This window comes from Microbulbifer halophilus (assembly GCF_026183675.1).
GTDB lineage: Bacteria > Pseudomonadota > Gammaproteobacteria > Pseudomonadales > Cellvibrionaceae > Microbulbifer > Microbulbifer halophilus.
The window spans coordinates 1-21,816 of sequence record NZ_JAPIVK010000053.1 but is presented as its reverse complement, the minus strand read 5'-3'; the positions used below and the strand labels follow the sequence as shown (position 1 = coordinate 21,816).

At 63.8% G+C, this 21,816-nt stretch carries 19 protein-coding genes; 6 read left to right on the top strand and 13 right to left on the bottom strand.

What is annotated here, in order from left to right; all coding sequences use genetic code 11:
* Positions 1 to 264 precede the first annotated feature (264 nt).
* From OQE62_RS18320 to OQE62_RS18305, 4 genes are all read right to left on the bottom strand, one after another.
* Positions 265 to 480 (bottom strand): cold-shock protein, encoded by a 216-nt coding sequence (locus OQE62_RS18320; protein WP_067081471.1) that lies wholly within the window; start codon positions 478 to 480, stop codon positions 265 to 267.
* Positions 481 to 782: 302 nt separating this feature from the next.
* Positions 783 to 1,886: a mechanosensitive ion channel family protein gene (locus tag OQE62_RS18315; RefSeq protein WP_265723494.1), complete on the bottom strand. Its 1,104-nt coding sequence runs from the start codon at positions 1,884 to 1,886 to the stop codon at positions 783 to 785.
* Between the two features lie 24 nt (positions 1,887 to 1,910).
* Complete coding sequence (gene nagZ / locus OQE62_RS18310) at positions 1,911 to 2,927, bottom strand: beta-N-acetylhexosaminidase (protein WP_265723493.1); 1,017 nt, start codon at positions 2,925 to 2,927, stop codon at positions 1,911 to 1,913.
* A gap of 13 nt (positions 2,928 to 2,940) precedes the next feature.
* Complete coding sequence (locus OQE62_RS18305; protein WP_265723492.1) at positions 2,941 to 3,576, bottom strand: TetR/AcrR family transcriptional regulator; 636 nt, start codon at positions 3,574 to 3,576, stop codon at positions 2,941 to 2,943.
* Between the two features lie 149 nt (positions 3,577 to 3,725).
* Between OQE62_RS18305 and OQE62_RS18300 the strand changes: the two genes are divergently transcribed.
* Positions 3,726 to 4,040 carry a DUF6763 family protein gene (locus OQE62_RS18300; protein ID WP_265723491.1) on the top strand — a complete coding sequence of 105 codons (315 nt, stop codon included), beginning with the start codon at positions 3,726 to 3,728 and terminating at the stop codon, positions 4,038 to 4,040.
* Between the two features lie 23 nt (positions 4,041 to 4,063).
* On the opposite strand, the gene OQE62_RS18295 is transcribed toward OQE62_RS18300, so the two are convergent.
* The gene (locus OQE62_RS18295) at positions 4,064 to 4,702 is read right to left on the bottom strand and encodes an LOG family protein (RefSeq protein WP_265723490.1); all 639 of its coding nucleotides are present in this window, start codon (positions 4,700 to 4,702) and stop codon (positions 4,064 to 4,066) included.
* 452 nt (positions 4,703 to 5,154) lie between these two features.
* On the opposite strand from OQE62_RS18295, the gene lexA reads away from it, so the two are divergent.
* Positions 5,155 to 5,760: a transcriptional repressor LexA gene (gene lexA, locus OQE62_RS18290; protein WP_265723489.1), complete on the top strand. Its 606-nt coding sequence runs from the start codon at positions 5,155 to 5,157 to the stop codon at positions 5,758 to 5,760.
* Positions 5,761 to 5,829: 69 nt separating this feature from the next.
* Here the strand turns inward: lexA and OQE62_RS18285 are convergent, their stop codons facing one another.
* The 4 genes from OQE62_RS18285 to OQE62_RS18270 form a co-directional block, all read right to left on the bottom strand.
* Positions 5,830 to 6,084 (bottom strand): hypothetical protein, encoded by a 255-nt coding sequence (locus OQE62_RS18285; protein ID WP_265723488.1) that lies wholly within the window; start codon positions 6,082 to 6,084, stop codon positions 5,830 to 5,832.
* Between the two features lie 75 nt (positions 6,085 to 6,159).
* Entirely contained in the window at positions 6,160 to 6,645 is a 486-nt protein-coding gene (locus OQE62_RS18280) for a DUF6586 family protein (RefSeq protein ID WP_265723487.1), read from the bottom strand.
* The gene (topA, locus tag OQE62_RS18275; RefSeq protein ID WP_265723486.1) at positions 6,642 to 9,326 is read right to left on the bottom strand and encodes a type I DNA topoisomerase; all 2,685 of its coding nucleotides are present in this window, start codon (positions 9,324 to 9,326) and stop codon (positions 6,642 to 6,644) included. The genes OQE62_RS18280 and topA overlap by 4 nt, the downstream gene beginning before the upstream one ends.
* A 231-nt stretch (positions 9,327 to 9,557) precedes the next feature.
* On the bottom strand, positions 9,558 to 10,082 hold the full coding sequence (locus tag OQE62_RS18270) for a hypothetical protein (RefSeq protein ID WP_265723485.1): 525 nt from the start codon (positions 10,080 to 10,082) through the stop codon (positions 9,558 to 9,560).
* 147 nt (positions 10,083 to 10,229) lie between these two features.
* On the opposite strand from OQE62_RS18270, the gene OQE62_RS18265 reads away from it, so the two are divergent.
* On the top strand, positions 10,230 to 10,673 hold the full coding sequence (locus OQE62_RS18265; protein ID WP_265723484.1) for a universal stress protein: 444 nt from the start codon (positions 10,230 to 10,232) through the stop codon (positions 10,671 to 10,673).
* 73 nt (positions 10,674 to 10,746) lie between these two features.
* Here the strand turns inward: OQE62_RS18265 and OQE62_RS18260 are convergent, their stop codons facing one another.
* Positions 10,747 to 12,612: an ATP-binding cassette domain-containing protein gene (locus OQE62_RS18260; protein WP_265723483.1), complete on the bottom strand. Its 1,866-nt coding sequence runs from the start codon at positions 12,610 to 12,612 to the stop codon at positions 10,747 to 10,749.
* Between the two features lie 329 nt (positions 12,613 to 12,941).
* Between OQE62_RS18260 and OQE62_RS18255 the strand changes: the two genes are divergently transcribed.
* A complete protein-coding gene (locus OQE62_RS18255; protein WP_265723482.1) occupies positions 12,942 to 14,915 on the top strand; it encodes a transglycosylase SLT domain-containing protein in 1,974 nt (657 codons plus the stop codon).
* Between the two features lies 1 nt (position 14,916).
* On the opposite strand, the gene OQE62_RS18250 is transcribed toward OQE62_RS18255, so the two are convergent.
* The 3 genes from OQE62_RS18250 to OQE62_RS18240 form a co-directional block, all read right to left on the bottom strand.
* Positions 14,917 to 16,617 carry an NHL repeat-containing protein gene (locus OQE62_RS18250; RefSeq protein WP_265723481.1) on the bottom strand — a complete coding sequence of 567 codons (1,701 nt, stop codon included), beginning with the start codon at positions 16,615 to 16,617 and terminating at the stop codon, positions 14,917 to 14,919.
* 130 nt (positions 16,618 to 16,747) lie between these two features.
* Positions 16,748 to 16,993 carry a glutaredoxin family protein gene (locus OQE62_RS18245; RefSeq protein ID WP_265723480.1) on the bottom strand — a complete coding sequence of 82 codons (246 nt, stop codon included), beginning with the start codon at positions 16,991 to 16,993 and terminating at the stop codon, positions 16,748 to 16,750.
* Between the two features lies 1 nt (position 16,994).
* Positions 16,995 to 17,864: an FHA domain-containing protein gene (locus OQE62_RS18240; RefSeq protein ID WP_265723479.1), complete on the bottom strand. Its 870-nt coding sequence runs from the start codon at positions 17,862 to 17,864 to the stop codon at positions 16,995 to 16,997.
* Positions 17,865 to 18,209: 345 nt separating this feature from the next.
* Here OQE62_RS18240 and OQE62_RS18235 point away from each other — a divergent pair, with 345 nt between their 5' ends.
* The gene (locus OQE62_RS18235; protein ID WP_265723478.1) at positions 18,210 to 19,130 is read left to right on the top strand and encodes a PP2C family protein-serine/threonine phosphatase; all 921 of its coding nucleotides are present in this window, start codon (positions 18,210 to 18,212) and stop codon (positions 19,128 to 19,130) included.
* A gap of 16 nt (positions 19,131 to 19,146) precedes the next feature.
* Entirely contained in the window at positions 19,147 to 21,567 is a 2,421-nt protein-coding gene (locus OQE62_RS18230; RefSeq protein WP_265723477.1) for a bifunctional serine/threonine-protein kinase/formylglycine-generating enzyme family protein, read from the top strand.
* Positions 21,568 to 21,816: the final 249 nt, after the last annotated feature.

The following is a 21,816-nucleotide window of genomic DNA, read 5'->3' as shown; positions in this document are numbered from 1 at the left end:
GATGAGGCTGTTGAGCAAACAGCCACCGGCAGCAGGGCCGTCCCGGAACCTGCTTACGAACCGAACTTCGGCAACCTCTACAGGTCCGATCAACGGTGCGCACTTCGTGACATACGGAAACGGGAAAGGCGGGCCGGATGGGGCCCGCCCGGACAGGTTCAGGGGCGGCGCGATGCGCCGGCCCCGAATCCGGCCGGAACACCGGGTTTCCGGGCCGGATCCTGTACAAAGAATCGTTACTGGATCAGGGTGATTTGCAACGAATCACTCACAGGGAACAACGTCTTCCGCCAGCAATCCCTTGTCGCCTTTCTGCATTTCAAACTCTACCGCCTGGCCTTCGTTCAGGGTTTTGTAACCCTCGCCGCGAATGCTGCGATAGTGCACGAAAATATCTTCAGTTCCTTCTCCACAGGTGATGAAGCCATAACCCCGGGCGTTATTAAACCACTTCACAGTACCTGTAACGCGATCACTCATTGAAACAACCTCATTATTGTTATTGCGTTTACCTCTACTTCCCCTGCAGGCAAGCGGGAAAAACGCCTCCCCGATACCAGCAACCGGTGTAAACCGGCCGCTGTCTTGCACTGTCCACTGGGCCACAGCCAGTGTACGTACTCTGATTCTTAGATAAAACAGCGCCAGTGTCTAGTTTTGTCTATGAAATAAATACTACAGTTTTTGATTTATGGGCAATAAATCACCAAGTCGGGCGGTCATTCCCCCTATAACTGACCAATTATGCTTTTTCGTACTTTCGTTTATCCGCCGTCTGCGCCCTATCCGGCCGTTATTGGCGGCGCGTTTTCGGGCAGCTCGGCGATATGCAGTGTCGAGGTCGGGAATGCGCAGGAGGCACCATGCCCTTCAATAATCTGCAATATCTTCAACAGCACATCCTGTTTGATTTCATGATAGCGCACCCATTCCGTGGTTCTGGTAAAGGTATAAATAAAGAAATCCAGCGAAGACGGGGCGAAGCTGTCGAAGTTGACTATCAGCGTCTGATTGGTATCGATTTCCGGGTGTTCCTGCAACATGGCTTTGACATCGGCGACGATCGCCGCCATCAGCGGCGCGTCTTCATAGCGGATACCGATGCGTTCAAGAATACGGCGATTCAGCATGCGCGATGGATTTTCCACCGCTATCTGGGTAAAGATGCCGTTTGGGATATACAGCGGGCGCTTGTCGAAAGTGCGGATACGGGTCAGGCGCCAGCCGATATCCTCCACCGTGCCCTCGATCTCCTGGTCCGGAGAACGTACCCAGTCGCCCACCGAAAACGGCCGGTCCAGGTGGACCATCAGGCCGCCGAAGAAATTGGCCAGCAGATCCTTGGCGGCGAAACCCACCGCCAGGCCACCGATGCCGCCGAATGCCAGTATGCCGCTGACGCTGTAGTTGAAGTACTGCATCAGTACCATCGCCGCGGTAATGGCAATGGATGCCCGCACCAGCTTGCCCACGGCCCGCACGGTGGTAGCATCCACCGGTTTGTGCATATAGCGCGGATTGCGCAGGTTGCGCTCGGCATTGTGGGAGAATCGCCACCCGAACCAGGCCACCACCAGAATAAGGCCCACATCGCGCAGCGGCCTGGCGAACTCAAATATTTCGGCCTCGGTCGCGACACCCGCACGCCCCGCGGCCAGAGTCAGCCCCAGCAGCCAGACCAGAACCGATCCCGGTGGATTCAGGGCGCCGGCCAACGCATCGTCCCAGGGGTTGGGGGTCGTTTCGGCCCTGGCCGCGAGCTGCTTCACAAAGCGCCCGTAAAGCCAGGCGGCGAGCGCCGTTGCCAGTACGATCAGGAAGATGGCCACTATCCACCACCGGTTGTCCCCGATCCAGGGCAACACCACCTCTTTTATCGAATCCACCGGGTACCACTCCTTTTCAATTTCTCAATGATTCGTCGCCGCCAGCTCCAACAGCCTGGCCCGGGTGCGCTGCCAGCGCTCGCTGGACTCCAGCTCCGCCCGGGATGATATCGATGCCCTGCCGCGCATACGTTGCAGCCGGTCACTGGATTCGCGCCGCGGGGAAAAGTTCTCCAACGCCTCCAGCGCCTCCAGCGCCCCGGCGCGGTTGTTGCAGACAATGCCCATGTCACACCCCGCATCCAGGGCAGCGCGGATCCTGGCCCCGTAGCCGCCGGCAGCACCGGCACCCTCCATCGACAGGTCGTCGCTGAAAATGACCCCATCGAACTCCAGATTGCCCCTCAGTACCTGTTGCAGCCAGAAGCGGGAGAATCCCACCGGCTGGCTGTCGACCTCCACAAAGCGGATATGCGCCGGCATGACGGCATCCAGCTCGCCCGCCCCGATACACTCGACGAAAGGCAGTGCGTCGCTGTCCATGACCTGTTGCAGGCTGCGCTCGTCTTCGGGCAGTTCCTCGTGGCTGTCTTCCAGTACATGGCCGTGGCCCGGGAAATGCTTGCCGGTGGAGGCCATACCCGCCTCGCGCATGCCCTGCATAAACGGCCGCACCCGCGCCGCCACACCCGCCGGATCGGCGCAGAAGCTGCGATCGCCGACGATGCGACAGTGCCGGTCGTCCGCATCCAGCACCGGCGCGAAACTGAAGTCGATTCCCTCCGCCAGCAGCTCCACCGCCAGCAGCCAGCCCGCATCCCGCAACAACTGTCCGTCGGCGCCGGCGGCCAGGGCCTGCATCGACGGCAGCCGCGTGAACTGGTCGCGGAAACGCTGCACGCGGCCGCCCTCCTGGTCCACCGCCAGCAGTATCTCCGGCCGCTCGGCGCGGATGGCCTGCACCAGCGCCCGCAGCTGCTCCCGGTCGCGGTAGTTGCGGGCAAAGAAGATCAGGCCACCCACCAGCGGGTGGTGCAGCAGCTCGCGGTCCTCGGCGGTCAGCTCCAGACCCTCGATATCGATCATTACCGGGCCGATCATAAAAACTCCCTCATCATCGTTCTGCATCCACTTTCAGCATCGCGGCCGCCGCGGGCACCAGCCGTTCCAGCGTCTCGGGCAAATTGCTCTGCGCGCCAAAATCCTCTCGCAGGATAGCCTCGATCGCGTCGAAGCTCGACAGGGTGAAGATGGTCGCCCCCAGCATGAAGTAGAGCCGCCAGTAGAAAGTGACCGGGTCCAGCCCCGGCAGTGCCTGCGCCAGCAGGCCCGCGAAGCGGCGGTAGCTGTCGCCGTAGCGGCTCACGATAAAGCGGCGCAGGTGCCCCTGGTACTGGGTGTAGGCGAGCCCCAGCAGGCGCATGAAGCGCTGGGGATCGCGACCCTCGGCGGCCAGGCTGCCCATCCCCACCCGGTAAAGACTTTCCAGCAGCCCCTCCACACTCAACCGCTCGCCGGCGGCCACGCGCCGGTCCAGCTCGGCGGCCAGGCTGTCGGTAAACGGCGTCAAAAAACGCTCGAATACCGCCTGGATCAATTCCTTTTTCGAACCGAAATGGTAATTTACAGCGGCGAGGTTGACGCCAGCGGTACTGGTGATGGTGCGCAGGGAGGTCTCGGTAAACCCGCGTTCGGCAAACAACACCTCCGCTGCATCCAGTATTCGACTGACTGTATCCGTCTGGCTCATAGGGGTTCAAACCAACAATTAAAACGCTCGTTTGGTTATTGGAGCAGATTAGTTCAATTGACGCCAGAGCGGGTTTTCCACCACCCCGGCCCGTTACCGCTGCGGGGGTACAGACGCTAGATTAGGGAGAAACGAAGAGGCTCACGATCATGGCAGAGATGCAACCGGATATCGGCAACTGGTTCGAAAACATCGAGGACGGCACCCTGTTCGAGGTGGTGGCAGTCGACGATCTCGAGCGCACGCTGGAGGTGCAGTACCAGGATGGCACCGTCGGCGAGTTCGACCTGGATCAATGGCAGAGCCTGCCCGTCGTCGACGCCGCCCCGCCGGAAGATGCCAACGTCGCCTACGGCCTGGCCGCCCGGGAGCTGGCCCCCGACACCGGACAGGTGGATTTCAACAACCCGCTGGATTCGATCGAGGGGGAGAGTTTCGGCGGCACGGACGAATCCTCCTACTGACTGCCCCGCACACAGCGGGCCCGCTATCTGCGCTCGCGGATATAGTCGATGATCACCTCGGCCGCCTCATCGACGGTGTCCACTATCTGGAACAGGTCCAGGTCCGACGCGTCGATACAGTTTCTCTCCAGCACCGTATCCACCAGCCAGTCGCGCAGCCCCGACCAGTAACGCCTGCCCACCAGCACGATCGGGAAGCGCCGCACCTTCTGCGTCTGTACCAGGGTCAGCGCCTCGAACAGCTCGTCCAGGGTGCCGTAACCACCGGAGAGACCGATAAAGCCCAGCGCGTGTTTCACGAACAGGAATTTGCGCACAAAGAAGTAGCGAAAATGCAGGCTGATGTCCTGGTAGGGATTTGCCACCTGCTCAAAGGGCAGTTCGATATTCAGGCCGATGGAAACCCCGGGCTGCGGGTAGGCACCGCGGTTGCAGGCCTCCATCAGGCCAGGCCCGCCACCGGTAATCACCGGTATCCCCTCGGCCGCGAGCAACTCGCCCAACCGCACACCCTGCCTGTACTCCGGGCTGTCCTCCTCGAATCGCGCACTACCGAAGACGGTGACGGCGCCGCTGAGCGCGATCAACCGCTCCGTTCCGTGCACCAGCTCAGACTGAATCCGCAGTACGCGCCAGGCTTCCGGCATTTTTGCATCGAGCATTATCGGTTGTCCCTTTTTGTCGCGTTGTTATTCCCTTCTCTCCGTCTGAAAACTCAAGCTCCGGGGTTCAATTCCGGGAGCCGGGGCGGGGTGCGCCCTTCTGGGACANTCTCCGTCTGAAAACTCAAGCTCCGGGGTTCAATTCCGGGAGCCGGGGCGGGGTGCGCCCTTCTGGGACACGCCGTGAATACATCCCTGTAGGCTTGTCCGCGAGGTCCCTCTCGCAGACAGTCCCAGAAGGGCGCACCCCGCCCCGCCTTGTGCCACCTCGACCCCAGAAGCCTGGGTAAAAAGAATGCCAGAGGCCGATGCGAAGGGACGATTGCGCCCTCTTCCCCGCTCATCTCCACTTTAGCAGCTCCGCCGGGCCGCACGCCGTATATTGCGCGAGACGAAAATCTGTATATAATCACAGCAACTGTATAAAAATACAGAAACGATAAGGTAACCTTATGACCAATCTCACTGCCCGACAGAGCCAGGTGCTCGAGCTGATCAAGGTGTATCTGGATGAAACCGGCTACCCCCCCACCCGCGCGGAAATTGCCCACGAACTCGGCTTCCGCTCCCCCAACGCCGCCGAGGAACATCTCAAGGCTCTGGCGCGCAAGGGTGCGATCGAGATGGTGGCCGGCGCCTCGCGCGGCATCCGCATTCCCGACTACCAGCCGGGCCTGCCGATCGTCGGCCGCGTGGCCGCCGGCAACCCGATCCTGGCGGAGGAGAACATTGAGGATTACTGCGACCTGCCCACGGATTTCTTCCACCCGCCAGCGGACTACCTGCTGCGGGTACACGGCATGAGCATGCGCGACGCGGGCATTCTCGACGGCGACTTGCTGGCAGTGCAGAAAACCGGCCAGGCGCGCAACGGCCAGATCGTGGTGGCGAGAATCGAAGACGAAGTCACCGTCAAACGCTTCCGCCGCAAGGGCAACCAGGCCACAGTGCAGCTACTGCCGGAAAACGAAGACTTCGATGTGATTCAGGTGGATATGCGAAACAACACCTTCGCGATTGAAGGGCTGGCGGTGGGAGTGATCAGGCAAAGCCCGTGATCTCAATCAGCAGTTAACAATGAGCAATTGGCAGTTCGATTTGGACGTTCATTGCTAATTGCTCATCGTTCAATGAATCGTATGGTTCGCCGGCTCCAGGTCTTCTTCCTCGTGGAAATCCGGATCCATTTCGTCGATATTCTGTACGGCTTCTATGCCGGCCTCCAGCATTGCGCGGGCGACGGCAATTTTGTGTTCGCGCAGGAACTGGCGGCTCTCCTCGGAAAAATGAATGCGCACGAGCGGATCCTCCCGCTCACCGGCACGGCGCAGCGCCACGTCGCCATTGGCCAGCTCGATGATTTCAAAGGTCTCGGAGGACATGCGCTTCTCCCATCTGTACTTCTGTAGATTGCGCGCAGGGTAACACACGCCGCCCCTGCGCCCCACCACTGCTGCCTACCACTCTTCAGACTGGGCCCGCTGGCGCCGCACCAGCTCCGCCAGGCCGGTGTGCCATTGCCGCAGCACCTCTTCGCTGAGCTCCACCGGCCCGGTGGCAGACAGGTTCTGCAGCGGAATCAGGTTGGCGGGCCGCTGTCCGCCGCTTTCCGACGAGAAGTTCCACAACTCTACCCAGGCAGCCTGCAACTGCGCCAGCCAGCTGTCGGGGTCGACATCCAGTTCGCTGAGCTCCACCGCCGCACCGCAGGTCACACCGAAAGCGGCGGCGCGCTCGGCCAGTGCCTGGGCCGACTCGGGTTCGCTGTTCAGCTGCAACTGATACGCCAACTCGGCGAGAAAGGCGCGGTAGGCGCGCCACAACTGCAATACAGCGGCTTCGTGCAGCGCGGCCCGTTGCAGCGGCGCCTCACACTCCACCGCCAGCAGCAGCTCGCTCTTGCGCAGTGCCGCCGCCACTGTACCGGTATACGGATTGCTCATTTGCTTTTCGCCGCCGCTTTTTTCCGGGCCGGCTTGCGCTTGGCCGCCGCCTTGGATTTGCCCGCGTCAATCTGCCACTTGCCGTCGCGGTAGAAGGCGCGCCAGCCAGTGGCCTTGCCCTCTTCCTCGGACTGCACATACTGCTCTTGGGTCTTGCGACTGAAGCGCACCACCGTATCGCGACCCTGATCGTCCTCCGCCGGCGCCGAGAAGAGATAGCTGTACTTGGGATCTATCTCGTCCTTGTGCGGCAGGATTTCCCGGATCAGCGGCGCGCGCGTCTCGCGGTTCTTGGGGAACTGGCTCGCCGCCAGGAAAAGCCCGGAGGCGCCGTCCCGCAGGATATAGTGGTCGTCTACCTTCTGGCAGGGAAGCTCCGGCATCGGCACCGGATCCATTTTCGGCGGCGCCGGCTGGCCGCTCCGGAGCAGCTTGCGGGTGTTCTTGCAGTTCTCGCTGGTGCAGCCGAAATACTTCCCGAAGCGGCCGGATTTCAGCTGCATGTCGGCGCCGCACTTGTCGCACTCGATCACCGGGCCATCGTAGCCCTTGATCTTGAAGGTGCCCTTCTCCACCTCGCAGCCGGGGCAATCCGGGTTGTTGCCGCAGATATGCAGCTTGCGCTGCTCGTCCAGCAGGTAGCTGTCCATGGCGGTGCCGCACCTGGAACAGCGGCGCTTGTCGCGCAACTGGCGCGATTCCGCCTCCTCGTCCTTGTCCGCGTCCACCGCCTCGTCGCCGGACACCAGGTTCATGGTGTTGGTGCAGCGCTCCTTGGGCGGCAGGGCATAGCCGGAACAACCGAGGAAGACGCCGGTGGAACCGGTGCGGATCTGCATATGGCGCCCGCACTTGTCACACTCGATATCGGTATCCGTGGGCGAGTTGCGTCGCATGCCGCCCTCGGCATCCTGGGCCTTTTCCAGGCGCGAGGAAAAATCCCTGAAAAACTCGTCGAGCAGGTCTTTCCAGCCCTTGTCGCCCTCGGCCACCGAGTCCAGCGACTCCTCCAGGTTAGCGGTAAAGCCGTAATCCATCAGGTTGGTAAAGCTCTCGCTCAAGCGGTCGGTGACGATATCGCCCATTTTTTCCGCGTAGAAACGGCGATTCTCCAGCCGCACATAGCCGCGGTCCTGGATGGTGGAAATGATGGAGGCGTAGGTGGACGGGCGACCGATGCCGCGCTTTTCCAGTTCTTTCACCAGCGCCGCTTCGCTGTAGCGCGCCGGCGGCTTGGTGAAATGCTGTTTCGGATCCAGCTTTTTCAGGGACAGCTTGTCGCCGACCTTGACGTCCGGCAGTACCGCATCCTCTTCCTTCTTGTTCGACGGCGGCGCCACTTTCAGGAAGCCGTCGAAGCGGATTACGCGGCCGCGGGCGCGCAGCTCGAAGTCACCGGCGGTCACCACCACCGAGGTGGAAGTGAACTGGGCCGGGGTCATCTGGCAGGCGACGAACTGCTGCCAGATCAGGTTGTACAGGCGCTCCGCATCGCGCTCGACGCCGGAGAGCATATTCGGCTGCATGCGCACATCCGACGGGCGAATCGCCTCGTGCGCCTCCTGGGCGCCCTCTTTGCTGGTGTAGCTGTTGGGCTTTTCCGGCAGATATTTGTCGCCGTACTTTTCGCCGATAAATTCCCGCGCCGAGTCCACCGCCTCGTTGCTGAGGTTGGTGGAGTCGGTACGCATATAGGTGATGTGGCCGGCCTCGTAGAGACGCTGCGCCAGTGTCATGGTTTTCTTGACACTGAAGCTCAGGCGGTTGCTGGCCGCCTGCTGCAGGGTCGAGGTGATGAAGGGCGCGGACGGTTTCGAGCTGGTGGGCTTGTCGTCGCGCTGGCTGACGACAAACTCGCTCGCCTGCAGCGCCTTGGCGGCGGCACTGGCCTGCTCCTCGTTGGTGGGGCGGAAGGCCGCGCCGGCCTGCTTTTTGACCTCGAGGCGCAGCGCATCGGTTTTCGCCGTTTCGGTGTCGGCGAAGATGTTCCAGTACTCTTCCGGAATAAACGCGCGGATCTCGCGCTCGCGCTCCACCACCAGACGCACCGCCACCGACTGCACGCGCCCGGCGGACAGGCCGCGGGCCACCTTCTCCCACAGCAGCGGCGACACCATGTAGCCGACGATCCGATCGAGAAAACGGCGCGCCTGCTGCGCGTTGACACGGTTGATATTCAGCGGGCCCGGCTCCTTGAACGCCTCCTGGATCGCCGACTTGGTGATTTCGTTGAACACCACCCGGCGGTAGCGTTCGTTTTCGCCACCGATGGCCTCGCGCAGGTGCCAGGCGATGGCCTCCCCTTCGCGGTCGAGGTCCGTCGCCAGGTAAATATGATCGGCGTTCTGTGCCAGCTTGCGCAGCTCGCTGACCACTTTTTCCTTGCCGGGCAGGATTTCGTACTGGGCCTTCCAGTTGTGGTCCGGGTCTATGCCCATGCGCTTGATCAGCTGCTCGCGGTTTTTCTTGCGCTTGTAGATGACCTTTTGCTCCGGCGACAACTTGCGCGTCTCCGCGGCGCGGCGGGCGCGCTCCTTCGGATCTACCGGCTGCTTGTTGCCCCCGGTGGGCAAATCGCGGATATGGCCGACACTGGACTTCACCACGAAGTCCTTTCCGAGATACTTGTTGATGGTTTTCGCTTTGGCCGGCGATTCGACGATGACCAGTGATTTACCCATAAGCACTTGATTTCAAATAAAAAAATTACTGCTATTGCGCACCCGGCCGGGGGCCGGCGAAGCGCCGCGCTGCGCGAATATATAAGCTCCGCCCCCGGCAGGGTCAAGCGAGCGGCGCAAATTCTTCTACGCCGGTGCGCCAGTCGACGGTGTCTTGAAGCGGCTCCCACAGTGCCCTGAAAGGCCCGTCAGCCGCGGGCTCCAGCCCCATCCTGGAGGTCTGTTTGTCAGTTATTCCCCGGTGCTTTGATCCCGCCGCGGCAGGCGTATTCCTTCCTCTATATCCGGGCGAAATTCCGACAACAGCGACTGCAGCTTCTCCGCTCCGGCCGCGCCACTCGTCTCCCGCCACTGGACGCCGATGCCGTTCCCGGTGGCAATGATCGCGCAGGCATCCGCCGGCAGTTCCGACAGCATCTTCCGCAGGGAGCCCCACACCGCTCGCGGTGCGACGCGGCCGTTGCGCCAGTCCCAGTACCCGGCAAAGTGCATCTCGTGCTCGACCCGCTGCCGCTCCAGCACCCAGCCGGTCTGCAGGCGGCGCCGATCCTCCCAGCGACAGATGTAGACCGCGGCAGTGCCCTCACCGAGCGCCGCCGGCAGCGGCATCATCTGCACCGTCAGTCCCGCTTTGGCCGCGTCGCCGCGCAACGCTGCCAGGCGCCGGTCGCGCGTGCTCGGTTTCAGCCACATCACCGGCCCGACCACCAGCGCGACGGCAAACAGAATGATGAACAGGGGGAGCCAGCCGGACATAAACACTCCTTGTGAGTCTCCGTCAGTGGAAAATGGCGCCTATTTTGCGGGCGAGCGCGCCAGTTGTGTCAACCGGTTTTTTTTAAAGTAGACTTCTGGAGAGATTGTCGAGGTTCCAGAGTTCCGCCGCAAAGGAGCAAAGCACTTATGGCCAGCTACAAGAGCATACTCGTGGGTCTGGACCTGTCCGAGGACACAGACCAGGTGGTGCAGAGGGCCGGGGAACTCGGCAAGGCATTCGGTGCCGACATCAGCCTGGCCCACGTGATAGAGCCGCTGACCTTCGCCTATGGCGGCGATATTCCCATGGACCTGTCGGAAGTCCAGGAGCAATTGCAGTCCCAGGCAAAGGAACAGCTGCGCAAGTGCGCTGCCAGGCTGGATGTGCCCGCGGAGCGCCAGCATGTGGTGCTGGGCCAGCCGGCGACGGAACTCCACCGCCTGTCGGAGGAGCTCGAGACCGACCTGATCGTCATCGGCAGCCACGGCCGCCACGGCCTGGCCCTGTTGCTGGGCTCCACCGCCAATGGCGTGCTGCATGGGGCCGGGTGCGATGTGCTGGCGGTGCGAGTGCAGAGGAACGATGAATGATGACAAATCTGTCGGGAACAGATTTGGGCAGCCTAAGACTGCTCCCACGGCGCGGGGTTAAATCGCGCATCCGTCATTCCGCATCCATCATTCCCTCCAGCTCCGCCCAGCGCTCGAATGCCGTTTCCAGCTCAGCCTGTTTGTCGGCCAGCAGCTTGAGCTTTTCCTCCACGACCGCCTGCTCCTGCTGGTAGAAGTCGGGGTCGGCGACAGCCGTTTCCAGTTCGCCGATTTCACCTTCCAACCGTTCGATCACACCCGGCAGGCCGTCCAGTTCGCGCTGCAGCTTGTAGCTGAGTTTTTTCTTTTTCTGCGGCGGCTTTGCCGGGGTTCCGGGTTTGGATTTGGCTTTTTTCTCCGCCGGTTTCTCGTCCGCGGTGGCAAAGCTGCCGCCCTGGCGCAGGAAGTCGGCATAGCCGCCGACGTATTCGCGCACCTGCCCTTCCCCCTCGAAGGCGAGACAGGAGTCCACCACATTGTCGAGGAAGGCGCGGTCGTGACTGACCAGCAGCACGGTGCCGGAAAAGTCCAGCAGCAGCTGCTCCAGCAGCTCCAGTGTCTCCACGTCCAGGTCGTTGGTAGGTTCGTCGAGCACCAGGATATTCGCCGGCTGGCTGAACAGCTTGGCCAGCAGGGCGCGGTTGCGCTCGCCGCCGCTCAGGGCCTCGACTTTCGTGCGCGCCTTGACACCGCTGAACAGGAAGTCGGCCAGATAGGACATGGCGTGACGGCTCCTGCCGCCCACGGTGATCGACTCGCGTCCGCCGGCAATATTGTCGAGCACCGTCTGCTGCGGATCCAGCTGGTCGCGCCGCTGGTCGAAGTAGGCCACCTGCTGTTTGGTGCCCAGGCGCACCTTGCCCGAGTCCGGCTGCAGCTCGCCCAGTAACAGCCGGATCAGCGTGCTCTTGCCCGCGCCGTTGGGCCCGATCAGTCCCACCCGGTCGCCGCGCATCAGGGTAAACGACAGGTCGCGGATCAGGGGCTTTTCGCCGGGATAGGCGAAGGAGACATCCGTCAACTCCGCCACCAGCTTGCCGGACAGCTCCCCGGAATCGACGCTCAGCTTCGCCCGCCCCTGGCGCTCGCGGCGCGCCTCGCGCTGGCGGCGCAGCGCCTGCAGGGCCCGCACCCGGCCCTCGTTGCGCGTGCGCCGGGCCTTGATGCCCTGGCGGATCCAGGCCTCCTCCTGCGCCAGTTTCTTGTCGAACAGCGCCTCGTTCCTGGCCTCTTCCTCGAGGAGTTTTTCCTTGTCCGACTGGTAGCGATCGAAGCCGGTCTGGAAAACCCGCAAGCGCCCGCGATCCAGGTCCCAGACGCTGGTCGCCAGCCGCTGCGCCAGGGCGCGGTCGTGGGTGACGAACAGCAGCGCGCCGCGGTAGCTGGCGAGAAAGCGTTCCAGCCACTCCACCGCGGCGATATCCAGGTGGTTGGTGGGCTCGTCGAGAATCAGCAGGTCCGGCTCGGTAACCAGCGCCTTCGCCAGCGCCGCGCGACGCTGCCAGCCCCCGGACAGGTCCGCCACCGTATCTTCGGCAGTCAACCCGAGGCGATCCAGCACCGCACCGATGCGCGGCATCAGCTCCCAGCCGTGGGCGGCTTCGATACGCGCCTGCAGGTCTTCGCGCGGCTCGTCGCGGTAATCCGCCAGCCACGTTCCCACCTCACCGAGGCCGCCGGCGACAAAGCGATAGACACTGTCGGTGCAGCCGGACGGCAGCTCCTGTTCCAGGGTCGCCAGCACCAGATCATTGGCGCGCACCACTTCGCCGCCATCGGCGTCGATCTCCCCGGCAATCAACCGCAAAAGGCTGGACTTGCCCTCGCCGTTTCGGCCCACCAGGCAGATGCGATCACCGCGCTCGACTCTTGCGCTGACCTCTTCCGCCAGCACCTGGGTTCCGTAGCGAAGACTGACATTGTCCAACTGAAGCAACATAAACGGGTTCCGTGAAACAACTACAATAAATGGACCGGGCACTCACAGAGACCGTGACAACGGCAAAAAGAATGAACCGGCATGTACTCGAGCTTCGGGAGCCGGGGCGGGGGCGCCTTTCTGGGACTGTCTGCGAGAGGGACCTCGCGGACAAGCCTACAGGGACGTATTTCGGCGGGGGCGCCCAGCCGTGTCCCAGAAAGGCGCTCCCGCCCCGGCTTACGCTCCCCGCTGCGAAACTCGGGCTGTAAAAAACGGGTATTCTACGCATTATTCATCGCGCTGTTTTGGTAACTTGGCCAGTGCGCAATTTCAATCGGGTGTTCGCAATGTCGATTGACGCAAAAGGACTCGCGTTCTTCCTTTCACTGCTCACGGCGCTGGCGGCAACTCCGGCCGCCGCCGCGGAGTCCCCGGCGGAGAAGGCCGTGGCGCAGCGGGAGCGGCTGCAGGAGGCCCGCATGGCCATCGCCCGCGGAAATTGGGATGAACTGGCAAAAATCAAGCGGGAACTGAAGGGCTACCCGCTACTCCCCTATATCGACTACTGGGCCATCAGCCGGAAAATCTCCAGCCTTCCCTACGATGAAATAGATCGGTTCCTGGCCGATTACCGCGATACCGCCATCGGGGACTGGATGCGCGTGCGGGTACTGCGGGAGCTGGGCAGTCGCAGGCGCTTCCGCGCCTTTCTCAAATACTACGACCCGGACAAGATCACCCGCACCTCCCTGCGCTGCTACTACGCCGACGCCGAATCCCGCCACGGCGACAAAAAGGCCGCCTACAGGCTGGCCAGGGAACTGTGGCTGGTGGGTTACTCCCAGACCGAGGAGTGCGATCCGGTGTTCGCCCGCTGGATGAAAGACAGCGGACTGACCCCCGAACTCGCCTGGGAGCGGCACCGGTTGGCGGTGGAGAGCGGCCACCTGGACCTGGCCGAGTATATCGCCGGCAAGATGGACACAAACCGGGCCACACTCGCCCGCCTGATGCGCTCAGTACACCGCGACCCGGAGCAGTTGCTCGACTATGGGCGCTTTACCAGCGACGCGCACGAACCGGAGTATCGCGCCATCGTCCGCCACGGCCTGCGCCGCCTGGCCCGGCGGGACCCGGCCACCGCGGAGAGGGCATGGCGGCGCTATCAGGCCAGCTACCTGTTCGACGACGCCGAGCGCGACGGCATTCTGCGCAACCTGGCCCTGCAGATGGCCCGCGACGACGACCTCGACGGCGTCCGGCGGCTGATCGAAAAGGAGAATTTTTCCGAGGCCCGGACCGTCGACTGGCTGGCGCGCCAAGCGCTGCGCCAGATGGACTGGGCCCAGGTGGAGTTCTGGATAGAGCGGCTACCGGAAGAGGAGCGACAGAGCGACCGCTGGCTCTACTGGAAGGCCCGCACCATCGAGGAGCTGTACGGCAAGGGACGCGCGCAGGAGGCAGTGCAGCTTTATCGCAAGGCCGCCGGGGAGCGAAGCTACTACGGCTTCCTCGCCGCCGACACCCTGGGGCTCGACTACAGCTTCATCAACCGCCCGGTAACGGTGACGCCGAATCAGGTGGAAGAAATGGCGGCCATGCCCGCCATGCAGCGGGCGCGGGAGCTGCAGGCCATCGGCGAATTCACCCACGCGCGCCGCGAGTGGGACCACGCCACCGACGGCATGTCCCACCGGGAGCTCCTCACCGCGAGCAAGGTCGCCAGCACCTGGGGCTGGTACCAGAAATCCATCCAGTCCGTGCTGGCGGCGGATTACCTGGACGATCTGGAGTTGCGCTTCCCGCTGGCGTTCCCGGATATCGTCACGGATGTGAGTGAGAAGATGGGCGACAAAACCGCGCTGAACCCCTACCTGATCTACGCCGTGGCACGCCAGGAGAGCCACTTCAGTCACGACGCCAAGTCCCGCGCCGGCGCCCTGGGCCTGATGCAGCTACTGCCGTCCACGGCCCGCGCCACCGCGCGGCGGGCCGGTGTGCGCTACCGGCGCGCCTGGGACTTGCTCAGCCCCGGCACCAACATCGCCCTGGGCAGTTTCTACCTGAACACGCTGCTGAACCGTTTCGACAACAACCGCTTCCTCGCCGCCGCGGCCTACAACGCCGGCCCCACGCGGGTGGCGCGCTGGCTCGAGGAAACCGGCAATAAACTGCCCTACGACGTCTGGATCGAGACGATTCCCTACAGCGAGACGCGCCGCTATGTGCAGAATGTGCTGGCCTACACGGTAATCTACGCCTACCGCAGCGGCGCCGAGTTGTCGCTGCTGCGGGAGAACGAGGCGGCGGCGAAGCTCTGAGTCAGGCGCCGCGCCGGCCCAGCAGGCGGTAGAGCGCCGTATCCCGCACTATGTCGCGTATCCGCTCCGGTTTTACGCGATAGGCCATCGACAGCCGCAGTCCCGTTTCCGACTCCCCGGCAACCCGCCAGGAGAGCGCCGCCAGCTTGCGCGACCTGCCGTCGAGCGGGTTGATTTCAAAGTACCAGGCGGTGGGCATGTTGCCGGTTCCGCGACGCTTCAGGGCAATGTCGTCGATCTGCTCCCAGGCAAAGGCCCAGTCCGGCCAGAGCGCGTTGAGGAAGCGGAAGGGCCCGGAGAGGAAGGAGGTATAGCGGATTCCCTCGCGGTCGACGTGCAGGCGCTCGTAGCTGAGCACCAGAAACACCCATACCAGCAGTATCGGCGTCAGGACAGCCAGCAGCAGCAACTGCGGATCACGCCACTGGAATTCCGCCCCGCTTTTCGCAGACAGCGCGATGACCATACCCGCCATCGCCACTGTCAGTGCCAACAGCAGCCACCCCATCCATTTCGCCTGGCCGCTGGCCAGCACGGTAAAGCGGCGCCAGAAAATGTACCGCCCTTTTACCTGCGCCAACTGCGCGGCCGGCGTGGCAAACCGCGGCATCGCCGGCGCCGTGTCCGGTTCCAGTTTCTCGGTGGCGGGCGTCTCCCGATGCTGGGCCCGCCGCTGCAGCAGCAGGCCGACAGCCAGCATGGGCACTGCCAGTACCAGCAGTGCGATCAGGCTGCCGGTGAAAATGCGTCCGTAGAATTGGCGCTCGGTACGCAGGGCGGCCAGTTCGGACACCAGTTTCGGCGAGCCGAAATCCGCCTCGCGTTCGCCGGACAGCGCAAAGCGGTGAATGCGATAATTTTCGGTATCCGGAATCAGTACGGCGTCGCCGATGCCACCGGGAAACAGCGGATCGGCGGCTGCCGGCATCGGGAGCTGGCGCACACTGCCGTCGGCGTCCACGCGGAAAACCGCGCCGTCGTTCATTTCCCCGTCGGCCACCACCGCCCAGCGATCGCCCCTCCGGTCGACGTAGAGGCCCATCGGGTAGCGATGGCCGCCGGAGCCGGGCCAGTTCCCTACAGACAACTCGGCGATATTCTCCGCGAAGCGATCGCCGTCCAGCGGCGCGGTGAGCAGGCGGTGGTGATTGGTGTCGGCCACCGCCAGGGCGCCGTCGTGGAGTTGCAGCTGGTTCGGGTAGCGCAGCGCACCGCCGTACTCCGAGATCGGGCTGCCGCGCATGTCCAGCATCAACAGTCGGTGCCGGCCGGTATCGGCGACGTAAATGCGCTGCCGCGCCTCGTCTACCGCCAGCTTGAAAGTCCCGTCGGCGCGCCAGTGGTCGGGACCGTCCAGCGATTGGCAGGAAAAAGTAGCCAGGGAGCAGCGTTGCAGCGGCCCGGACGGGCCGCTGGGCAGAATCAGGCTGTTGTCCGAAAGCGCGGCAAAGTCCCCGCCGAAGTCGTCCAGGCCGAATTTCTGCAGCGGTATCACCGACAGGGATTCACCGCCCTCGGTCTCGATAAACAGGCGCTCTCCCAACGCCACGAACACCCGGCCATCGGCACGGCCCTGTACCGAGGAAAGAGCGGGCAACCGGTTCAACTCGCCGTTGGCCCACAGCCGCACGCCGAGAGCCCCCAAGACCAACCCCATGGCCAGGATCGCCAGGCCCATCGCCGCTCGGTTTTTACGCAACATCCGCTGTTCTCCACTCGATCGAGTGTTGCGTTTTATCAACTGCCAGCGAGTCTTGCAAAACCGGATTCGGGGAAGAAGAAGGAAAGGCGAAGAAGAGAGGGGATTGCCGGGCCGCAAAAGCCCGCCGGAATCACAGCCGCTGGCGAAGCCAGTCGGCGAGCTGGACCCGGTCGAAGGGCCAGGCGCAGACATCGTCCGGATCGCCGAGACCCACTACCGGGATCCGCGTGCCGAAGCGCTCCGCCAGGTCGGGATCATCGGCGATATCCACTTCTTTCAGACGCAGCCGGTTGGGCTCGAGCAGCGGCCATATCTCCGGCTTGGCCTTTTCACACAGGTGGCAGCCGAGCGTCGTGTACAGGATCAGCTCACCCAAATCAGACCAGTCCCTGGCTGCGCGCCCAGAAAAAACCCAGGGTGGCGGCGGCAAACAGCAGCCCGCCCATCCAGATCCAGGCGCTGCTGCCGCCGTCGACCAGTGCCGAGTCGCCCTCGTAGCGGCCACGCTCGCGGGTCGGCTGGGAGGTGGAGACCGGCTGTGGGCGCTCCTCCGCGCGGGCCGCGGGCTCGGCGTCGCCGGCGGTGTGGGACTGGGGCATGGAGACCGCCGGGCGCACGGTGGTCTGGTTGCGGTCGTCCGCCGGGCCCACCACGCTGAAGCTCAGCGTGTCGAAGCGCAGTTCGTCGCCGCGCCGCACGCGGGTCTCGACTACCCGCCGGTTGTTCAGGTAGGTGCCGTTGGCGGAGCCGAGATCGTATACGAACAACAGGCCGTCGCGCACTTCCAGCCGGGCGTGGTGCCGCGACAGGTGGGACAGGGAAAAGGTGATGTCGCACTCGTCGGAGCGCCCCACCACGCTGCTGTCGCGCACCGGGAATACGCGACCGGCGATCGCCGGGTGGTTGGCGCGCAGCGCCCAGGAGACGCCGTTGCCCGAGGCCGCAGACTTCAGCCTGGTCACCTTGGGATCCACCACCGCCAGGGTGCGGCCGCCGATCTTCAACTGGTCGTTGACTTTCAGGTGGCAACTGTCGTCCACCACCGTCCCATTGACCTGCAGCTGTCCGGCGCCGGCGAGGTTGTGGACTGTCAGTTGGTCGCCCGACACCACCACTTCAGCGTGGGCCTTGGCCACGGACTCGTCGGAAATGGTTAAATCGCAATTGCCGGCGCGCCCGATTACCACCTTTGGCGCTACCAACCACACACTATGACTGGCATCCTTGGGATCGCAGAGCTTGAGCATGGTTTCTGATTCCTTAAACCGGGTCGGCAGCCGCGCGCAATCCGCGGCCACCCGACATCAACGGGCGGCAATCCGCCCCTCATGGTCGGCCAAGTTTATCACGGGGATTTTCGTTAGCGTGTGATTCGGTTTGCAGCTTACAATGCACCGCGGGTATTAGTATGGGCCAAGCGCCGGGACGATCGAAAGGCGCCGAAACTCGCCCCACAGGGATAGGCCGCCGACCGCGGTGCACAGGGCCCGCGCCGCCGGATAAATCACAACTCAGGTTTCGGAACTGAGGGTGCCTGCCCAGGCTCCCGAACCCGAAACTCGAGTCATAATAAGACAGGTAGTTGCACGCCAGTGAGTGAAGCCAAAGTACGCGAGGAGTCGCGGCACAGCGGGACGGTCCAGCGCGCCAGCGGCGCCCGGCGCAGCGCCGGCGCCACGCACCCAGGCTACAAACGCGAACAGAACGAAGACGCCTACTGGGCCGACGAACAGCGCGGTGTCTGGGTAGTAGCGGATGGCCTCGGCGGCCACCAGGCCGGCGAGATCGCCAGCAAAACGGTGGTCGAGGAGATCCAGCGCTCGGCGGCGACGGATCGCCACTACGAGCGGGCCCTGCAGCGGGCCCACGCCCTGCTGCTGGGCGACGAGCACACCGCCGCGAACATGGGTTCCACGGCGGTGGTGGTGGCCGAGGACGGTGCCTACTTTCACATCTACTGGGTCGGCGACAGCCGCGCCTACTACTGGTCCCCCGGCGCCGGGAGCGGCCAGCTCAAACAGCTCACCAACGATCACTCCTATGTGCAGATGCTGGTAGATTCCGGCGCCATCAATTCGCAGGAGGCCGCCCAGCACCCCAACCGCCACGTCATCACCCGCTGCATCGGCGGCAGCACCAATCCCCGGCTCGAGATCGATCGCGTCTCATCTCCCTGGTACGCGGGGCACCGGTTGCTGCTGTGCAGCGACGGCCTCAGTGCCGAGGTGGAGCCGGAGCAGATCGCCGCCATTCTGGCGGAAAACAGCGACAACCGTCGCGCCGCCGACCTGCTGGTGGCCGCGGCCCTGGACGCCGGCGGCAAGGACAATATCACCGTGCAGGTGGTCGACGCGCCGGATCCGGCGCCCGGTGCGCAAAAGTGGACATCGCGCACAGGCAAAGCGCTACACGCGTCCGCGCGGGGGCTGGGCTCCCGCGGCAGACTGTTGCTTGCAGCCTGCGCAGTGGGCACCGGCACCGCGCTCGCCGCCTGGCTGTTCGGCATTATCTGACGAGGAAAAGGGTTTAATGGAAGTCGTCAGCACCGGCAGTACGTCACTGGAAATTCCCGGCTACCGGATTCTCAAGAAGATCAACCAGGGCGGTATGTCCACCGTCTACCTGGCGATCCAGCGCAGCGTGGGCCGGCAGGTGGCGCTCAAGGTAATGTCGCCGGTCCTGAATGCGGACCCGATCTTCAGCGAGCGCTTCCAGCGCGAGGCCAATATCGTCGGCCAGCTGTCACACCCCAATATCGTCGGTATCCACGATATCGGCCGCTACCGCAGCCTCAACTATATCGCCATGGATTATATGGCCGGCGGCTCCGTCTCGGACCGCCTGGCCAAGGGCACCATCGAGCCCCTGGAGGCACTGAACGTCACCCGCGAAATCGCGCTGGCGCTGGATCATGCCCACGGCAAGGGCTATGTGCACCGGGACCTGAAGCCCGAGAATATCCTCTTCCGCGAGGACGGCTCTGCGGTGCTGACCGATTTCGGCGTCGCCCGCGCCGTGGCGCGCACCACGCGCATGACCAACACCGGCATGGTGGTGGGCACGCCCCACTACATGAGCCCGGAACAGGCCCGCGGCGGCGCCATCGACGGCCGCGCCGACCTCTACAGCCTGGGCGTGGTCTTCTACGAGATGATCGCCGGCGCCGTGCCCTACCAGGCCGACGAGGCGGTGGCCATCGCCATCAAACACCTGACCGACCCGATTCCGCGCCTGCCGGCGCGCCACTCCCTTTACCAGGACCTGATCGACCGTTTCCTGGGCAAGGACCCGGAGCAGCGCTTCCAACGCGGCCTGGATGTGGTAGACGCCATCGACCAACTGATTGCCACACTGGCCGGCAAACCCTCCACACAGTCCACCCAGCTCAACAACACGTCCGTGCGCATCTCCAGCCTGGTGCGCGCCCTGCTGATGACGCTCTACGGAACGGTCAGCGACAAGATCGCCACCGTCTGGGCGCGATTGCGTGACAAGCCGCTAAACGACAACCACCAGCGCGCCGAGCAGGCCACCATCATGCGCATCCACCAGGTGATCCGGCAGGCACCGCAGCGCAAGCGCCGCCAGTGGCTGTTCCGCAGCCTGGTGACCGTCTCGGTGCTGTTCGCCTGGGTGCTGTTCAGCCTGATCGGCTACAAGCTGCAGTGGCAGTCCGGCTCCGAGACACTGGACGGCGCCGGCCGGTTCAGCGCGGAGCTGCTGCTGTCCGGGGACAAGGCGGCGGAAAGCGAAGCTCCGGTGGAAACCGCGGCGACCGGGACCGGCGCCGCCACTGAAAGCGACCCACAGAACCAGCCGGCGGCCGCGGCGGACCGGCCCGACGATGACGAGCTTCCCGCTGCCGCAAAAGCGCCGACCGAACTGTCGCCCGCCACCGAGATACCGGCAAGTGAAGGCGTCGCGGCCCGACAGCCGGAAATCGACGGCGACGCCCCGGCAGAAGATCCCGTCGCCGAGACCGCGCCCCCCGAACCGGCCGTGTTCAACCTCAATGTTCGCCCCCGCCCCGGCGACGCCCGTGTACGCATCATGAATATCGTCCCGCGCTACCAGCCGGGCATCGAACTGGAGCCGGGCAAGTACGACCTGGAAGTGAGCAAGCCCGGCTACACCACCGTGCGCCGCTGGATCGAGATCGAGGACAGCGACCTCACCGTGCCGATCCGGCTGGACCGCGCCTGGTACCACGGCAGGAAAATGCGCTCGCCGCTGGCAATCGGCGGCCGCGGCCCGGAGATGACCGTGGTGCGTGCCGGCAGCTATCGCATGGGCAGCGACAGGCGCCCCGCCAGCAGCCCCGCACATCGGGTGCGGATCGGCGACACCTTTGCCATCTCCACCCACGAAATCACTTTCGAGGAATACGACCGCTTCGTGGACGCCACCAGCGGCGCCCTGCCCGGCGACGCCGGCTGGGGCCGCGAAAGCCGCCCGGTGATCAACGTCAGTTGGCGCGACGCCCGCAACTACGCCCGCTGGCTGTCGCGACAGACCGGCCAAAAGTACCGACTCGCCAGCGAGGCGGAGTGGGAGTACGCCGCCCGCGGCGGCGTCTCCAAACCCTTCTGGTGGGGCGGGCGTGAATCCCGCGGTCGCGCCAACTGCCGCCGCGGCTGCGCCAGCGAGTTCACCGGCTTCTTCAGCGCCACAAGCGCCCCGGTAGGCCACTACCAGCCCAATCCCTTCGGCCTCCACGACACCGCCGGCAATGTCGCCGAGTGGGTGCAGGACTGCTACCTGGGCGACTACAGCAAAAGTCGCCGCGACGGCCGGGCGGTGGAAATCGCCGGCTGCGACCAGCGCGTGATCCGCGGCGGCTCCATGCGCGATCCGCTCGACAACGTGGCCTCCGACTACCGCACCGGCCTGGGCGAGGACACCATGTCCAAAGAGGTGGGCTTCCGCGTGGTCATGGAGTTGGAGCAATGAACAATAAACAATGAGCCATATTAATACGTGCATAAGTAGCCCGACATGAAATTTCAGACACGCTATGAATGCATCCGTGTACGCTCGTAATCGGCATCCATGCCTCATACGGTCCGAAATTCCATGTCGGGCTACTTATGCACTCCTTAGTAATTACACAGTGGTCATTGGTAACTGCTGATTGCTCATTGAGATCTGAATTTTCCGTAAGCGATCAATAAACCCCACCTAAAACCCAGCGCCTCTTCC

Excerpts from the sequence above, each read along its gene's own strand:
- OQE62_RS18300 (WP_265723491.1), top strand. The coding sequence starts at position 3,726 with ATGGCAGAGATGCAACCGGATATCGGCAACTGGTTCGAAAACATCGAG.
- lexA (WP_265723489.1), top strand. The coding sequence starts at position 5,155 with ATGACCAATCTCACTGCCCGACAGAGCCAGGTGCTCGAGCTGATCAAG.
- OQE62_RS18230 (WP_265723477.1), top strand. The coding sequence starts at position 19,147 with ATGGAAGTCGTCAGCACCGGCAGTACGTCACTGGAAATTCCCGGCTAC.
- OQE62_RS18285 (WP_265723488.1), bottom strand. The coding sequence starts at position 6,084 with ATGTCCTCCGAGACCTTTGAAATCATCGAGCTGGCCAATGGCGACGTG.
- OQE62_RS18255 (WP_265723482.1), top strand. The coding sequence starts at position 12,942 with ATGTCGATTGACGCAAAAGGACTCGCGTTCTTCCTTTCACTGCTCACG.
- OQE62_RS18260 (WP_265723483.1), bottom strand. The coding sequence starts at position 12,612 with ATGTTGCTTCAGTTGGACAATGTCAGTCTTCGCTACGGAACCCAGGTG.
- OQE62_RS18320 (WP_067081471.1), bottom strand. The coding sequence starts at position 480 with ATGAGTGATCGCGTTACAGGTACTGTGAAGTGGTTTAATAACGCCCGG.
- OQE62_RS18280 (WP_265723487.1), bottom strand. The coding sequence starts at position 6,645 with ATGAGCAATCCGTATACCGGTACAGTGGCGGCGGCACTGCGCAAGAGC.
- nagZ (WP_265723493.1), bottom strand. The coding sequence starts at position 2,927 with ATGATCGGCCCGGTAATGATCGATATCGAGGGTCTGGAGCTGACCGCC.
- topA (WP_265723486.1), bottom strand. The coding sequence starts at position 9,326 with ATGGGTAAATCACTGGTCATCGTCGAATCGCCGGCCAAAGCGAAAACC.
- OQE62_RS18305 (WP_265723492.1), bottom strand. The coding sequence starts at position 3,576 with ATGAGCCAGACGGATACAGTCAGTCGAATACTGGATGCAGCGGAGGTG.
- OQE62_RS18265 (WP_265723484.1), top strand. The coding sequence starts at position 10,230 with ATGGCCAGCTACAAGAGCATACTCGTGGGTCTGGACCTGTCCGAGGAC.
- OQE62_RS18270 (WP_265723485.1), bottom strand. The coding sequence starts at position 10,082 with ATGTCCGGCTGGCTCCCCCTGTTCATCATTCTGTTTGCCGTCGCGCTG.
- OQE62_RS18250 (WP_265723481.1), bottom strand. The coding sequence starts at position 16,617 with ATGTTGCGTAAAAACCGAGCGGCGATGGGCCTGGCGATCCTGGCCATG.
- OQE62_RS18295 (WP_265723490.1), bottom strand. The coding sequence starts at position 4,702 with ATGCTCGATGCAAAAATGCCGGAAGCCTGGCGCGTACTGCGGATTCAG.
- OQE62_RS18240 (WP_265723479.1), bottom strand. The coding sequence starts at position 17,864 with ATGCTCAAGCTCTGCGATCCCAAGGATGCCAGTCATAGTGTGTGGTTG.